This is a genomic window from Amycolatopsis sacchari (assembly GCF_900114035.1).
Taxonomy (GTDB): domain Bacteria; phylum Actinomycetota; class Actinomycetes; order Mycobacteriales; family Pseudonocardiaceae; genus Amycolatopsis_E; species Amycolatopsis_E sacchari.
The window spans coordinates 41,064-56,262 of the sequence record NZ_FORP01000012.1; the positions used below are offsets into that span (position 1 = coordinate 41,064).

Here is a 15,199-nt window from a genome sequence, read left to right on the forward strand (position 1 = left end):
CATTCCGATCAGAACTTACCTTCCACGCGTAATGTTTTCTAGGAGGCCGCGCCGTGCCACTGCCACCCGCGAAGAGCGCCTGGGCCGAGGGGCTGGACGACGTCCGGGAGCTCGCCAGGACGTTCTGCCAGAAGGAGCTCGCGCCCAACCAGGAGCGCTGGAGCGCCCAGAAGCAGGTCGAGCGCGAGCTGTGGAACAAGGCGGGTGACGTGGGCCTGCTCGCCCTGTCGATCCCCGAGGAGTACGGCGGCGGTGGCGGCACCTTCGCGCACGAGGCGATCCTCTACGAGGAGCAGGCCCGCTCCGGCGACAGCGCGTGGGGCGTCACCGTGCACAACGGGATCGTCGCGCACTACATCCTCGCCTACGCCTCCGAGGAGAAGAAGCGCGAGTGGCTGCCCAAGTTCGCCAGCGGCGAGATGGTGGGCGCCATCGGCATGACCGAACCGGGCACCGGCTCGGACCTGCAGGGCATCAAGACCCGTGCCGTCCGCGACGGGGACTACTACGTCATCAACGGCGCCAAGACGTTCATCACCAACGGCGGGCTGGCCGACCTCGTGGTGCTCGCGGTGAAGACCGACCCGGACGCCGGGGCGCAGGGCGTCTCGCTCATCGGCGTGCCCACCGACACCCCGGGGTTCCGGCGCGGCCGGGTGCTGGACAAGGTGGGGCTCAAGGGCCAGGACACCGCCGAGCTGTTCTTCGACGACGTGCGGGTGCCCGCGGCCAACCTCCTCGGCGAGGAGGGGCAGGGCTTCATCCAGATGATGCAGCAGCTGCCGCAGGAACGGCTGATCATCGCCGTCACGGCGGTGGCGGGCATGGAGGCGGCGATCGACCAGACCATCGCCTACACCAAGGACCGCACCGCGTTCGGCCGCCCGATCTTCAACTTCCAGAACACGAAGTTCACGCTGGCCGAGGCCGCCACCGAAGCGGTCGTCGCGCGGGCCTTCCTCGACCAGTGCATCGAGCGGCACCTGCGGGGCGAGCTGGACGTGCAGGGCGCGGCGATGGCGAAGCTGTGGACCACCGAGCGCGTGAACAAGGTCGTCGACGACTGCCTGCAGCTGTTCGGGGGCTACGGCTACATGACCGAGTACCCGATCGCGCGCGCCTGGACCGACGTCCGGATCAACCGGATCTTCGGTGGCACCAGCGAGATCATGAAGGAAATCATCTCCCGCACGCTCTGAGGAGGACTGCTGTGAAGTCAGGTCCCCTGCGGGGGCTGCGGGTCGTCGAGCTGGCCGGGCTCGCGCCGGCGCCGTTCGCCGCGACCCTGCTCGCCGACCTCGGTGCCGACGTGGTGCGCGTGGACCGCGCGAAACCGGGTGCCGACGTGCTCGGGATCGCCGGTGACCCGCTGATGCGCGGGCGCCGCACCATCGGCGTCGACACGAAACGGCCCGAGGGCGTCGAAGTCGTGCTGCGGCTGGCCGAGCGGGCGGACGTGTTCATCGAGGGCTTCCGGCCCGGCGTCGCCGAGCGCATGGGCCTCGGGCCGGAGGACGTGCACGCCCGCAACCCGCGCGTCGTCTACGGGCGGCTGACCGGCTGGGGCCAGGACGGTCCGCTGGCGACGGCGGCCGGGCACGACATCAACTACGCCGGGATCGCCGGTGCGCTCGAACCCGTCGGGCGCGCCGGCGAACGTCCCGTGCCGCCGCTCAACCTGCTGGCCGACTTCGCCGGCGGCGGGATGCTGCTCGCGCTCGGGATCCTGGCGGCGCTGCACGAGCGGACCGGGTCCGGGCGCGGGCAGGTGGTGGACGCGGCGATGGTCGACGGCGCCGCGCTGCTCACCACGCAGCTGCACGGCATGCGGGCGGCGGGGATGTGGCCGGGGGAGCGGGGTACGAACTTCCTCGACGGCGGCGCACCGTTCTACGACACGTACGAGACGGCGGACGGCAAGTACGTGGCTGTCGGCGCGATCGAGATGCGGTTCTGGGCGGACCTCGTGAAGGTGCTGGACCTGGCGGACGAGGACCTCCCGGTGCACGTGAACCCGGCGGAATGGCCGCGGCTGCGGGAGATCCTCGCGGAGGCGATCGGCAAGCACACGCGGGACGAGCTCGTCGCGAGGGCCGAGGGCACGGACGCCTGCCTGACGCCCGTGCTCAGCCCGTGGGAAGCGGCGGAGCACCCGCACAACGCGGCCCGCGGCACGTTCGTCGACATCGGCGGCGTGGTCCAGCCCGCTCCGGCGCCGCGGTTCGACCGGACCCCGCCGGACGTTCCGGAGCCGCCGCACGAGAAGGGCGCCGACACCGCCGAGGTGCTCGCCGAACTCGGGTACGACGCCCCCACGCTGGACTCCCTCCGCGCGTCCGCCGTCATCGCGTGACCGATGCCGGGGAGACCGGAGCCGGTCTCCCCGGCATGTCGGCGGGGGTGGCGCGGCCGCGCGATTTACGCTGCAATGGACACGGAGAGTCAGCGGTGGCCGCCGACAGGGTGAAAGCCTGTCGTAAAGCCTTGTCGCCGGGCAGGATGGCGGGGTGTCCGGGCGTGGCCGCCGGAGCGGCCCCCGCGAACCGATCGGATGGAGCGTATGTCGGCGAACACCAAGAAGATCGTCATCGTCGCCGTCGTCGCGTTCGTGTTGTTCTTCCTGATCAGCAGGCCCACCCAGTCCGCGGAGGTCGTGCAGAACGTGCTCGGCTGGCTGCGGGACGGCGCGGAGGCGATCGTGACCTTCGTGCGGACCCTGTTCTCCTGACCCCATCAGCGGTTCGCCCGGTGCCGGACGGCATCGGGCCCACTGCCGTGTCCGCGTGTTTCGAGATCACGGAAAGTCACCATTCCCGGCGTTTGGGCGGGGTCGTTCGACCATCCGGGTGGATCAAGAGGATTAACGCCCTGGTCGCCGGATTCCCGGGGAAAAGGGTCTGGCGTCCAGGCCGGAATTGGCTCTACGGTGCTCACATTGCGTGACCAGCGCGTTCTGGCACGCTCCATCGCTCGATATCGCGGTTTCAGTCAGGCTTGTCGGTTGGGGCACGAGGAGGCAGGGATGACCGGAGATCCCGGGGTTGATGCGGTTATCGCCCAGTGGGCGGCCGAGCGGGAGAAGACGCCGGAGGAGCAGGAGATCGACCGCATCACGTCCGCCTGGCTCGCCGACGTCCCACAGCAGCAGCCGCCAGGGATCCCCGGTCAGCGCGCGCGTTCCGGTGCCCGTGGCTGGGCGCAGGTCGAGTCCGCCGACCCCGACTACCTCGACGCGATGCGCGCCCGGCTGCCCGGGGTGCCGCACGAACTGCTCGTCGCCGCCGCGGGCTGGTGGCAGATGATCGGTGACGTCAGCGAGGCCGAGCGGTGGTGGGACGCGGGGATCAGCCCGCTGGACCAGCGCGCGCTCGACTACCGCGCCGCGGGCCTCACGCCGGGCGACCTCAGCCGCCGCCTCGGCCCGATGACCGTCCTGCAGCACCTCCGCCGCGGCAGCGCCCCGGCCTGGTGCGTCGCCCGCCTCGCCCGCCAGCAGAAGGCCGGTTAGTTCTGGATTCGGCCTGCCGACCGGTGCGGGTAGCGGAACCTGAGGCGGCCCCTCGCTCCGGGATCGCCTCCTCATGACCGCCAGGTCACCACGGAGGCGCTGTCCTCGCGAGGAACCGCCTCAGAACCCGCGGCGGTGCCGGTTGCTCGGGTGGTAAAGCGGCTACGCCGCCGCAACAAAGTCGAATACACGCCCGTAACGTAGGTGTCCGTATGGTCGTTGGTGGTACGGAGACCGTTGCGGGAGGCAGGATTCTTGGGCACTGAGCAAGCCGAGCAGGAGACGGCCGCGGTGCCCGGAAGGGCGCGGCCCGGTCTCGCGGCGCTGGGGCGGCTCGGGATCGTCGCGGCGGTGCTGGCCGTGGGCGCGACGGCGGTGTTCGTCACCACCAAGGTCACCACCCCCGAGGCGGGCCGCACCACCACCGACATCCCGGCGCTCTCGGTGCCCGCGGTCGACGTCGAACCCGGGTCGACCGCTCCGGTCAACGCCACGGTCGCCGGTAGTCCCGTTGCCAACACCCAGCCCGTCCAGCAGCAGCCGCAGCCCCAGAGCAACAAGACGCCGCTCGCGGTGTGGGCGGACAAGGTTTCAGCGGTCACGAACATCCCCGCGCGAGCGCTCGTCGCGTACGGCAACGCGGAGCTGGCGCTGCGTGACAGCCAGCCCGCCTGCCGGGTGTCCTGGGCCACGCTCGCGGGTATCGGGCGCATCGAGTCCAACCACGGGCAGTACGCCGGAGCGGTCCTGCAGGCCAACGGCTATCCCTCCAAGGCCATCGTCGGGGTACCACTGGACGGCTCGGCGGGCGTGCGCGCGATCGGCGACACCGACGGCGGCCGGTTCGACGGCGACCCGAACTACGACCGCGCGGTCGGGCCGATGCAGTTCATCCCCAGCACGTGGGCGAAGTGGGGCGGCGGCTACGACCCGCAGCAGATCGACGCCGCCGCGCTGGCCGCGGCGAAGTACCTGTGCGCGGGCGGCCGGGACATGTCCAGCGCCGCCGGCTGGTGGCAGGGCATCCTGTCCTACAACAACTCCGTGGAGTACGCGCAGAAGGTCTTCGGCCTCGCCGACTCCTACGCCAAGGCCGCGCAGGCGGTCAAGGTCTCGTGAAGCCGGGCGAGTGCTAGCGTCGGGGTGTGCCAGCCGGGTTCCTCACGCCACGCCGCATCGCCATCGGCGTGCTGTGCCTGGTCAGCCTCGTCGTCTGCTGCGGGCTGGCCTGGTGGCAGTGGAACCGCTTCGAGTCGGCCAGCGGCACGTTCCAGAACCTGGGCTACGTGCTGCAGTGGCCGCTGTTCGGCCTGTTCCCGGCGTTCATGGTGCTGCGCATCCGCAAGCTGCGCCGGGAGGCCGCGGCCGCCGACGACGCGCCCGAGCCTGAGCCCCGCCAGGAGTGGGGCCGCAAGCCGGTCGCCGAGGTGCCCCGGCCGCGGCCCGCGCGCCCGGCCGTCACCGACGACGAGGACGAGGAACTGGCCGCCTACAACCGCTACCTCGCCGAACTGCACGCGCGAGACCAAGAGGAACGCTAGGAGAACCCGCAGATGGTGAGCAGCACTGAAGGCACCGCCAAGGCGAGCGTGTCCCTGAAGGGACCGCTGCTGCGCTACCGGGTGCTGGCCTACGCCACCGGTGTCGCGCTGCTGTGCCTGACCGCAGCGTTCATCCTCAAGTACGCCGCAGACTCGCCGGGCATGATGAGCTGGGCGGGCGTCACGCACGGCGTGTTCTACATGGTCTACCTCGTGATGGCCGTCGACCTCGCGCTCAAGGCCCGCTGGTCGATCAAGGGCACGATCCTGGTGCTGCTCGCCGGCACCATCCCGTTCTTGTCGTTCGTCGCCGAGCGGGCCGTCACGCACCGCGTCCAGGAGGGGCGGAAGCTCTGACCCGCAGCGGCGGCACGGTGTTGCCGCGCAGCGCGGTCGCGTCGATCGTCTCCGGGCGGTAGGCCAGCTCCTCTAGGCGCAGGTCCGGTTCGCCCGGTTCGCGGCGGCCGGACAGGAACGCCCACTCGTGCTCGTCCGAGCCGTAGTAGACGACCGTCCCGAACGCCTCGGTGAACCGCCGCCACGCGGTGATCAGCGTGTCGTTGCGCCACATCGTCGGACAGCCCGCCTGGCTGGACACGACACCGCCGGGCGCGAGCACCGCGGCGCAGCGCGCCAGGAACTCCGCCCCGTAGAGCCGGTTGTGCTGTGCCGCCGGGTCGTCGTTCTCGTCCGGCAGGTCGATCACCACGACGTCGTAGCCCGGTTCGCAGTCGCCGAGGAACTCCCAGCCGTCGCGGTAGTGCACCCGCACGGCCCCGTCGCCGCGTTCGGCCGCCGCCAGTTCCTCGGGCGTGTAGCCGTAGGGCAGGTGTTCGGCGCACGCCCGCACGGCCTCGCGGTCGATGTCGACGTGGTCCACCAGTGCCCCCGCATCGGCCGCGATCCGACTCGCCACGCCCTCGCTGGAGCCGATGATCAGCACCCGCCGCAGCCGCTTCGCGAGCAGCATCGGCGGCACCATCAGCGCCTCGTGGTAGGTCAGCTGCGTGGCCTCCGTGCTCTGCCGTTCCTCGTCGCAGAACAGCGAGACGCCCTGCGCGGTCCGCCCGATCAGCACGTGCTGGAACGGGGTGCGCGTCTCGAACAGCACCTCCTCGACCGTCCACGACCGGCTGAGCCCGCGCCCGACCGGCTCGACGAGCTGCCGCGCGCCGTGCCCGCGGTGGGCCGTGGTGGTGCGGACCGATTCCGTGCCGAGCGCGCGGGCGAGCAGGCGCACGGCGAGCTCGGGGTCGGCCCGTTCGCCGCAGGTGAACACGTCCGCGAACGCGGCCCCGATCTCGGGGTAGGCGTGCACGGACGCGTGGGACTCGGCCAGCATCGCCAGCACCGTGACCCCGTGCGGCTCGAACCGGTGGGCCAGCACGTCGATCACCTTCGCACCGGCCTCGGTGACCGCGGTGCGCAGCGCCTCGCGCAGGAACTCCGGGTCGTCGAGCAGCCGGGGCTCGACGCCGTCGAGTTCGGCGAGCACGTGCCGTCCGGAGAAGGTGCCGATCTCACTCAAGGCAGTACGTCCGCAGCGGCTCGATCCCGTTGAACGCCACCGAGGAGTAGCTGGCCGTGTAGGCCCCGGCGTCGAGGATGCCGAGCTGGTCACCCGGCGCCAGCGCCAGCGGCAGTTCGCAGGGCGTGTGTTGGTAGAGCACGTCGTCACCATCGCACGTCGGTCCCGCGAGGATCACCGGCCCCCGCTCACCGCCGCCGTCCTCGAACCGGTACGGGATGGCCTCGTTCTCCGTCTCGGCCAGCCCGTTGTAGCGGCCGATGTCGAGGTAGACCCACCGGTGCTCGCCGCGCCACGCGACCAGCACGACCTCCGTGCGGATGAGCCCGGCCTCGGCGACGACGGCCCGGCCGGGTTCGAGCACCAGCCGTGGGGGTGTGGGGAAGTGGGCCGCGAGCGCGGCGCGCACGACCGCCGCGTACTCGGCGAGCGAGGGCACCGGATCGCGGTAGCGGATGCCGAACCCGCCGCCGATGTTCAGGTGCGCCAACGGGATTCCGGCCTCGGCGGCGACCTTCGCCGCGGTCGCGATCCCGGTGTCCCACGCCGACGGGTCCGGCTGCTGCGAGCCGACGTGGAACGCGAGCCCCGGCGTCAGCCCGAGGTCGGTGGCCAGGCGCAGCAGGGCGACGGCCTCGGCCGGGGTGCAGCCGAACTTGCGGCCGAACGGGGTGGCCGACGCCGGGGTCTCGACCAGCATCCGGACCGAGACCGCGGAACCGGGGGCGTGCCGCGCGATCTGCCGCAGGTCGCTCTCGGCGTCGGTGGTGAACTCGCGCACCCCGTGCTCGAAGGCGAACGCGATGTCCGCGGCCTTCTTGATCGGGTTGCCGTACGACAGGGACTCCGGCGCGGCACCCTCCGCCAGGCAGGCGGTGATCTCCGCGGGCCCGGCGACGTCGAACCCGCCGCCCGCGGCCAGCACGGCCCGCAGCACGGCGGGTTCGGGGTTCGCCTTGACGGCGTAGCACAGGCGCGAGTGCGGGAATTCGGCTGCGAACTCCCGCACCCGCGCGGTGACCAGTGCGGTGTCGACGACCAGGAAGGGCGTCGGCGGGGCCTGCCCGGCCAGGAAGCGGCGGATCCTCTCCGAACTCACGCTCCCCAGGTTGTCAGGTCCCGATGCCGGTCAGCGACCGGACCTCCATCTCGGCCTGCTTGCGCTCGTCGGCCTTGTCGCGGCCGATCAGCGTGCCGACGAACCCGCACAGGAACGAGAACGGGATCGACACCAGGCCGGGGTTGGACAGCGGGAACCAGTGGAAGTCCACGCCCTTGATGATCGACGTCGCCCCGCCGGACACGACCGGCGAGAAGATCACCAGCACCACCGAGCAGATCAGGCCGCCGTACATGCCCCACAGCGTGCCCGTGGTGTTGAAGCGCTTCCAGAACAGCGTGTACAGCAGCGTCGACAGGTTCGCCGACGCGGCGACGGCGAACGCCAGCGCCACCAGGAACGCGACGTTCTGGCCGTTGGCGAGGATGCCGCCGAGGATCGACAGCACGCCGATGCCGAGCGCGGCGCGGCGCGCGACGCGCACCTCGTCCACCGGGTCCGCCTTGCCGCGCTTGAAGATGTTCGCGTACACGTCGTGCGCGAAGGACGCCGAAGCGGTGATCGTCAGGCCGGCGACCACGGCGAGGATCGTCGCGAACGCCACCGCCGCGATGATGCCGAGCAGCACCGTGCCGCCGATGTGCAGCGCCAGCAGCGGCGCCGCCGAGTTCTCGCCACCGGGCGCGGCCTTGATCTCGTCGGCACCGACGAGCGCGGTCGCGCCGAAGCCGATGACCAGCGTGCACAGGTAGAACACGAACACGCACGCCGTCGCCCACACCACCGAGCGGCGCGCCTCGTGCGAGTTCGGCACGGTGTAGAAGCGCATCAGCACGTGGGGCAGGCCCGCCGTGCCCAGGATCAGCGCGACGGCCAGCGACAGGAAGTCCAGCTTCGTGACGCCGCTCTTGCCGTACTGCGCGCCCGGTTCGAGCAGCCGCTCGCCCAGCGGGCTGTGGTAGGCGGCCTGCGACAGCAGGTTCGACAGGCTGAAGCCGAACTTGCCGAACAGGAACACCGTCATCAGCACGACGGACAGGATCAGGATCGCGGCCTTGATGATCTGCACCCACGTCGTGCCCTTCATGCCGCCGACCAGCACGTAGAACACCATGACCAGACCCACGACGGCGATCACGATCGACTGGCCGAACCGGCTGTGCACGTTGAGCAGCAGCGCGATCAGCGCACCGGCACCGGCCATCTGCGCGAGCATGTAGAACAGCGAGATGACCAGCGTCGACGTGGCCGCGGCGGCGCGGACCGGGCGCTGCTTCATCCGGAAGCTGAGCACGTCGCCCATCGTGAACCGGCCGGTGTTGCGCAGCAGTTCCGCCACGAGCAGCAGGTCGACCAGCCAGGCGACGAGGAAGCCGATCGAGTACAGGAAGCCGTCGTAGCCGTTGATGGCGATCGCGCCGGCGATGCCGAGGAACGAGGCGGCGGACAGGAAGTCACCGGACAGCGCGACGCCGTTCTGGCGGCCGGTGAACGCGCTGCTCGCCGCGTAGTAGTCGGCCCGGGACGACTTCCCGCTGCTGGCCCGGTACACGACGAACAGCGTGATCGCGACGAAGATCGCGAACACCGAGGTGTTGAGGATCGGGTTGCTGCTGTCGGGGCTGCTGCCCGCCGCGAACGTGGTGAACATGGGGTTACTGGACTCCTGCCTGCTGCCGCACGACCTCGACCTGGGGGTCGAGCCTGCGCTTGGCGAACCGCAGATAGGCGATCGTGATCAGGGCCGTCGAGACGAACTGCAGGATGCCCAGCACGATCGCGACGTTGATCTCGCCGTAGACCTTGGTGCTCATGAAGCCGTGCGCGTACGCCGCGAGCAGCACGTACCCGAGGTACCACGCGATGAACAGCAGGGTCATCGGGAACGCGAACCGGCGGAACCGGCCGCGCAACGTCGTGAACTCCGGACTCCGCTGGATCGCTTCGTAGTCCACGGTCGTGGCACGCGGGCGAGGCTGTGGGGCCTCTTCGCCTGCCCCGAACAACGCCGGCGCCTGACCGGGGCCCGGGGCGGAGGTTCTCGTCGCTGGATTCTGGACGACGTTCTGCATGGCTGCCTCCCAGCGAGCTGGCGAACCTTTGAGCCGCACATGCTAGCCACGGCTTACTACGGCTCTTGCGGGAGGCTGGGTTCACTGCGTGAGCACCGATTAGTGCTTTCACCAGGAGGAATGGGCCGTTCAGGCTAGCCGCGGCAGAAAGCGCTTGCTGGCGGTCTCACTGTTAGTAGTCAGAAAGCGCTACCACCACCGAATCGAGTGACAGGTGAGTTGCTCACCAATTCGGAGCGTGAAGTGGAGAATTATTGTCCGATTTGCCCTGTTGGCGGGGAAATCCGGCCTGTTCAGCAGCCCGCGGAAGCCACAAGATCGGGCGTTATTCTTCTGTAACTCCGGCGCCCGGCGTACGGTCAGTGCGCCTTTTCCCCGCTCTCCCGGCCACCCCTGGGCTATGTGGGTGAAAGCGGAGGAAAGCGGTCTCACCAGGGCCGTCACGCAATCGGAGGCTCCGGGCGCCGACCCGCGCACCCGGCGGTCAACCCCCTGTCACAACGGGTATTTCCGCAGGTCGGCGCCCCCTTTTGCGGGAGGGTCCCGATGCTACCCATTGGTGTAAGCTCCTCTGGCCACGTTGACTCGCTGTGATCGAAGGTAACCGATCTTGTCCGGGCATCGGTGCACATCGCATCATGCAGGGGCACCGGGAGCAGCAGGTCGACGCGGCCGGGGACGGCGTCCGTCGGCCCGCGGGCCACGCACAGACGAACGTCGCAGGACGCGCACACGAGATGCCGGACAGGGAGTCACCTTCGTGACCGTTGCAGGACAAGGCCAAGTGCCGGTGGGACAGCTCCTGGGTCAGCAGCCGAGGCGGCCCGCCAAGTGGCGCGCGATCACCAGATGGCGGGACTGGAGCATCTCCGTCAAACTGGCCGCCGTCACGCTGGTCCCCATCGTCATCGCGCTCGTGCTCGGTGGCATCACCATCAGCAACCAGGTGCAGCGGTCCACCGACTTCGAGCGGATCGACCGGCTCGTCGTGCTCAGCACCGACGTGCGCGCCCTCGTCGACGCGCTGCAGCAGGAGCGCACCCGCACCGCGGCGCTGCTCACGCAGGGCACGGTCGGCAGCTCCCCCGAACTCGACGCGGCCCGCGCCGCGACCGACACCGCGCTCAAGCCGCTGGCCACCGACACCGCGCGGGTGACGCAGGTGGACAACGCGGTGGCGGCGCCCGGCACCGCGAGCAACAACGCGCTGGCCCGGCTCGGTGAGGTCCGCCAGCAGGTCGCCGCGGGGCAGCTCGACTCCGTGCAGGCGCTCGACGCGTACTCCGCGATGACCACCGCGCTGCTGGGCCTCGACACCTCGCTCGTCGCCGGGATGGGTGACCCGTCGATCAGCGGCACCGCCAACGCGCTGCACGACCTCCAGGTCGCCAAGGAGGAGGTCTCGACCTCCCAGGTGCTCGTGACCTACGGCATCGCGCGCAGCAGCCTCACCCCGACCCAGCTGAACCAGCTCCGCACCGCGGAGGTGCGCCTCGCCGACCGGCTCGAGGACTTCCGCGCCGCCGCGACCGGTGCGCAGGGGCAGGACTTCGACCGCACCGTCACCGGGCAGGACTTCGACACCCGCAGCAGGCTCGTGAGCACCGTGCTCGCCGCGCAGGGCGTCACCGTGGGCGACGCGCTCGAAGCGATCTCGGGTGAGCAGTGGACGGCGGTCTCCACCGCGGTCGTCGACTCGCTGCGCGCGGTCAGCGGCCGCCTCGGCGACCAGGTCGCGACCACCTCCGCCGACCTGGTGGACAGCTCCGGCACCGACGCCGGCCTGCTCGCCGTGCTGCTGTTCGCCGCGCTCGTCGTCACCGCCGCGGTCGTCTTCCTCATCACCCGCCAGCTGCTGCGCTCGCTGCGGCTGCTGCGCCGCAGCGCGCTGGACGTCGCCGACCGGCAGCTGCCCGCCGCCGTGCAGAACATCCAGGAGGGGCGCGAGCAGAGCGCCGAGGTCACACCCGTCGAGGTCGGCACCGGCGACGAGATCGGCCAGGTGGCCAAGGCGTTCGACGCGGTGCACAGCCAGGCCCTGCGCCTGGCGATCGAGCAGGCCGCGATGCGGACCGGCTACTCGAGCGTGTTCGTCAACCTCTCGCGCCGCAGCCAGAGCCTCGTGCAGCGGCAGCTGCAGCTGATCGAGCGGCTGGAGCGGGACGAGGAGGACGCCGACCAGCTGGCGACCCTGTTCCAGCTCGACCACCTCGCCACCCGCATGCGGCGCAACAACGAGAACCTGATGGTGCTCTCCGGCGCCGAGCCGGGCCGCCGCTCCGGGCAGCCGATCTCGATCGCCGACGTGCTGCGCGCCGCGGTGTCGGAGATCGAGCAGTACCAGCGCGTCGTGGTGCAGCCGCCGCCCGAGGGCCGGATCGTCGGGTACGCGGCCAGCGACCTGATGCGCCTGATCGCGGAGCTGCTGGACAACGCGACGGCGTTCTCGGCGCCCGAGACGCAGGTGACGGTGTCGACGCGGGTCGCGGACAACGGTGCCGTGGTCGTCGACATCATGGACAAGGGCATCGGCATGAACGAGGCCGAGGTCGCCGAGGCGAACGCCCGGCTGACCGAGGCCGCGACCGTCGACCTCGCGACCTCGCGCCGGATGGGCCTGTTCGTGGTCGGCCGCCTCGCGGGGCGGCACCGCATCGGCGTCGCCCTGCACGGTGGCAAGGACATCGTCGGTGTGCGGGCGACCGTGACCGTGCCGGCGGAGCTGGTGATGGGCCTGCCGCAGGCCGAGCCCCCCGCGCCGCTCCCACAGCCGCAGGACCCGGCGCTGGCGCGGCGCCGCACCGTCAACGGCACGGGCCGCGCGGGTGCGCTGACCAGCCTGGCGGGGACGTCGGGCACCCTCGGCGACGGTGCCGCCGTGCCGGGGCCGTGGAGCCAGAACGGGCACACGGGCATGCTGCCGCCGCGGCCGCCGTCGGACCTCGAGGTGTCGGGGACGGCGCTGTTCAACCCGATCCCGGCGGACGAGCAGGACCTGCCCGAGGCGCCGTCGTCCCCGGCCGACCTGCCGGGTGGCGCGCTGCCCGCGGGCAAGGCGCTGTTCGAGGCGAACACGAGTTCCGGCGCGCTGACGGAGTGGTGGAGCGCGGCCGCGGCCGAACCCGCGCCGCCGCCCCCGCCGCCCACCCCGCGTGAGACGACCCCGATCTTCGACGAGACGCTGTCGGCGTGGTTCCGCAGCGACAAGCCCGCGCCGAAGCCGGCCGAGAAGGCCGCCGAGTCCGGGAAGTCCGAAGCGGCCGAGGAAACCAAGGCGAACACCGGCTGGGACTTCGCGGTCGACGAGAACTTCCGCGCGGTGCAGGCCGCGGCTCAGGCCGAGCCCACGAGCTTCACCGAGTCGGGCCTGCCGAAGCGCCGCCGGGGCGAGCAGCTCATGCCGGGCAGCGTGGCGCCGGGCACGGCCGCGCCGCGCTCGCCGGAAAGCGCTTCCCCGGAGGCGCCCGCACTGCCGACCCGCGACCCCGCGGACATCCGCGGTCGCCTGAGCAGCTTCCAGCAGGGCATCAGCCGGGCCCGGCACGCGGCCCGCGAGCAACCTGCCGAGACCGGGGACGCGCAGTCGGCGGCGCCGTCCGCCGGGGCCACGGGGTTGCAGCGCCGGCCGCAGGCCGAGCAGGGTGGCCAGGCGTGGCCGGACGCCGACCAGGCGGCCGCCGCCGAAGCGGATGCGCTGCCCCAGCGCCGTCAGGGCGGCGAAGGCGCGGCCGAAGGTGGGCTGCCGCAGCGGCAGCGCCGTGCAGAAAGCGCTTCCCCGGAGGGCGAGCTGCCGCAGCGCCGTCCGGGTGGGGATGCGTCCTTGCGGCAGGCCGGCGCCGAGAGCGGTGCGTCCGAGCAGCAGGAGAGCGGCTTGCCGCGGCGGCAGCCGGGCGCCGAGCGTCAGCAGGGCGCGGAAGGCGGCCTCCCGCGGCGGCAGCCCGGCGCGGCCCCGCACGAGGGCGCCGAAGCCGAACGCCAGGGCGCCGAGGGTGGCTTGCCGCAGCGGCAGCAGGGTGCCGAGGGCGGTCTGCCGCAGCGGCAGCCGACGACGGACAGTGGCCTGCCGCGTCGGCAGCCCGGCGGGGAGCTGCGGAGTCAGCCCCCGCAGACCGGGGGTGGCAGCAGCCTCTTCGGCGGCCAGCCGGGCGAGGACGGCTCGCTCCCGCGCCGGCAGCGTGGTGAAAGCGTTTTCTCGCGTCAGCGTGGCGGGGAGAACGGCCTCGACCAGCGGCGCCGGCCCGCCGACACCGACCCCGGTGCCGCGGAGCGCCGGCCCGCCGCCGACTCCGGTCTCGCGCAGCCCCAGCCGGGCGTCGCTCCCGGTTTCCCGCAGCGCCAGCCGGGCGGCGACTCCGGCCTCCCGCAGCGCCAGCGTGGCGGTGAGAACGGCCTCGCGCAGCGCCAGCCGGGTGCGGACGCCAGCCGCCAGCCGGGCGGTGACACCGGTCTTCCGCAGCGCGGGCGTGGCGGTGAGAACGGCCTCGCGCAGCCCCAGCCGGGCGACTCCGGCCTCCCGCAGCGCGGGCCGGGCAGTGACGGCTCCCTGCCCCGCCGCCAGCCGGCGGCCGCGCAGGCCGGGACCGACGCCGACCAGCTCCCCCAGCGCCGCCCCGGCGTCGAGCCGCCCCGGCGGCTCGAACCGCCGGAGGATCCTGCCGAGACCTCGGGTGCCTTCCTGTGGCGCAAGCCGCAGTTCGGCAAGGAGGGCCAGCCTCCGCTGCCCAGGCGGCAGGACGAGGCCGAGCCCGTCCCCGGTGCCGGGGAGTCCGCGTGGTCCTTTGCGGCGGACGAGAGCTGGCAGGCGGTGCAGGCGCTGTCGCAGACGGCTCCTGCGAGCTACACGGCGGCGGGACTGCCGCGCCGCCGTCGTGGTGAACAACTCATGCCGGGCAGTGCGTCTTCCACGGGCGGGCTGGGCCCCCGAACCCAGCGCGACCCGCAGGATGTGCGCGGCAGGCTGAACAGTTTCCAGCAAGGTGTCCGGCGTGGACGGCACCGCACGGGTCAGCCGGCCGAGTCTGATCACGAAACGATGGAGGGTGAATGACCTCGCCGCAGCCACAACAGAACCAGTTCGGATGGCTGGTCAACGACTTCGCCGAGCGCGTCCCCGGTGTCGCGCACGCGGTGGTCGTGTCGGCCGACGGGCTGCTGCTGACCGCGTCGAACCGCTTGCCCCTCGACCGTGCCGACCAGCTCGCCGCGGTTGCCTCCGGTCTCGTCAGCCTCACGCAGGGGGCGGCGCGCTGCTTCGAGGCCGGTGCGGTCAACGAGACCGTGGTGGAGATGGAGCTGGGCATCATGGTGCTGATGTCCATCAGCGACGGCTCGTGCCTGGCCGTGCTGGCCGCGCCCAACTGCGACATCGGGCAGGTGGCCTACGAGATGACGATGCTGGTCGACCGCGTCGGCCAGATCCTCACCCCGGAACTGCGCGCGCAGCTGCAGGGTTCCGGGGGTCCCCTGATCGGCGAACCGGTGGGATGATGC

The 15,199-nt window shown here is 71.7% G+C and carries 12 protein-coding genes and 2 pseudogenes; 9 read left to right on the plus strand and 5 right to left on the minus strand.

Features of this window, described 5'->3' with window-relative positions:
- Positions 1–53 precede the first annotated feature (53 nt).
- From BMZ92_RS20335 to BMZ92_RS20360, 7 genes are all read left to right on the plus strand, one after another.
- The gene (locus tag BMZ92_RS20335; protein ID WP_091509999.1) at positions 54–1,199 is read left to right on the plus strand and encodes an acyl-CoA dehydrogenase family protein; all 1,146 of its coding nucleotides are present in this window, start codon (positions 54–56) and stop codon (positions 1,197–1,199) included.
- Positions 1,200–1,210: 11 nt separating this feature from the next.
- Positions 1,211–2,353, plus strand: coding sequence for a CaiB/BaiF CoA transferase family protein (locus tag BMZ92_RS20340; protein ID WP_091510001.1), 1,143 nt, complete (start codon positions 1,211–1,213; stop codon positions 2,351–2,353).
- A 207-nt stretch (positions 2,354–2,560) separates the two neighbouring features.
- A complete protein-coding gene (locus tag BMZ92_RS37455) occupies positions 2,561–2,728 on the plus strand; it encodes a hypothetical protein (protein ID WP_177228787.1) in 168 nt (55 codons plus the stop codon).
- 294 nt (positions 2,729–3,022) lie between these two features.
- Entirely contained in the window at positions 3,023–3,508 is a 486-nt protein-coding gene (locus BMZ92_RS20345) for a transcriptional regulator (RefSeq protein WP_091510003.1), read from the plus strand.
- Between the two features lie 255 nt (positions 3,509–3,763).
- Entirely contained in the window at positions 3,764–4,627 is an 864-nt protein-coding gene (locus BMZ92_RS20350) for a lysozyme family protein (protein WP_425425833.1), read from the plus strand.
- 26 nt (positions 4,628–4,653) lie between these two features.
- The gene (locus BMZ92_RS20355; RefSeq protein ID WP_091510006.1) at positions 4,654–5,049 is read left to right on the plus strand and encodes a hypothetical protein; all 396 of its coding nucleotides are present in this window, start codon (positions 4,654–4,656) and stop codon (positions 5,047–5,049) included.
- 12 nt (positions 5,050–5,061) lie between these two features.
- Entirely contained in the window at positions 5,062–5,406 is a 345-nt protein-coding gene (locus BMZ92_RS20360) for a DUF3817 domain-containing protein (RefSeq protein ID WP_091510009.1), read from the plus strand.
- Here BMZ92_RS20360 and BMZ92_RS20365 read toward each other — a convergent pair.
- The 5 genes and pseudogenes from BMZ92_RS20365 to BMZ92_RS20380 form a co-directional block, all read right to left on the minus strand.
- A pseudogene (locus BMZ92_RS20365) lies at positions 5,372–6,217 on the minus strand (spermidine synthase); the annotation flags it as partial. The gene BMZ92_RS20360 and the pseudogene BMZ92_RS20365 overlap by 35 nt on opposite strands.
- Positions 6,218–6,238: 21 nt before the next feature.
- Positions 6,239–6,670: pseudogene (gene speD, locus BMZ92_RS38225) on the minus strand (adenosylmethionine decarboxylase); the annotation flags it as partial.
- The gene (locus tag BMZ92_RS20370; RefSeq protein ID WP_091510014.1) at positions 6,570–7,676 is read right to left on the minus strand and encodes a type III PLP-dependent enzyme; all 1,107 of its coding nucleotides are present in this window, start codon (positions 7,674–7,676) and stop codon (positions 6,570–6,572) included. The gene BMZ92_RS20370 and the pseudogene speD, both read right to left, overlap by 101 nt.
- 13 nt (positions 7,677–7,689) lie before the next feature.
- A complete protein-coding gene (locus BMZ92_RS20375) occupies positions 7,690–9,288 on the minus strand; it encodes a solute symporter family protein (RefSeq protein ID WP_091510017.1) in 1,599 nt (532 codons plus the stop codon).
- A 4-nt stretch (positions 9,289–9,292) separates the two neighbouring features.
- Positions 9,293–9,592, minus strand: coding sequence for a DUF485 domain-containing protein (locus BMZ92_RS20380; protein WP_425425835.1), 300 nt, complete (start codon positions 9,590–9,592; stop codon positions 9,293–9,295).
- 901 nt (positions 9,593–10,493) lie between these two features.
- On the opposite strand from BMZ92_RS20380, the gene BMZ92_RS20385 reads away from it, so the two are divergent.
- Positions 10,494–14,756 carry a sensor histidine kinase gene (locus BMZ92_RS20385; RefSeq protein WP_091510021.1) on the plus strand — a complete coding sequence of 1,421 codons (4,263 nt, stop codon included), beginning with the start codon at positions 10,494–10,496 and terminating at the stop codon, positions 14,754–14,756.
- The gene (locus BMZ92_RS20390; RefSeq protein ID WP_091510023.1) at positions 14,753–15,196 is read left to right on the plus strand and encodes a roadblock/LC7 domain-containing protein; all 444 of its coding nucleotides are present in this window, start codon (positions 14,753–14,755) and stop codon (positions 15,194–15,196) included. Before BMZ92_RS20385 ends, BMZ92_RS20390 begins: the two co-directional genes overlap by 4 nt.
- The last annotated feature ends 3 nt before the right edge of the window (positions 15,197–15,199 follow it).

What these genes read in the sequence shown, in the direction of transcription:
- BMZ92_RS37455 (WP_177228787.1), top strand. Translation starts at nt 2,561, where the DNA reads ATGTCGGCGAACACCAAGAAGATCGTCATCGTCGCCGTCGTCGCGTTC.
- BMZ92_RS20345 (WP_091510003.1), top strand. Translation starts at nt 3,023, where the DNA reads ATGACCGGAGATCCCGGGGTTGATGCGGTTATCGCCCAGTGGGCGGCC.
- BMZ92_RS20360 (WP_091510009.1), top strand. Translation starts at nt 5,062, where the DNA reads ATGGTGAGCAGCACTGAAGGCACCGCCAAGGCGAGCGTGTCCCTGAAG.
- BMZ92_RS20375 (WP_091510017.1), bottom strand. Translation starts at nt 9,288, where the DNA reads ATGTTCACCACGTTCGCGGCGGGCAGCAGCCCCGACAGCAGCAACCCG.
- BMZ92_RS20390 (WP_091510023.1), top strand. Translation starts at nt 14,753, where the DNA reads ATGACCTCGCCGCAGCCACAACAGAACCAGTTCGGATGGCTGGTCAAC.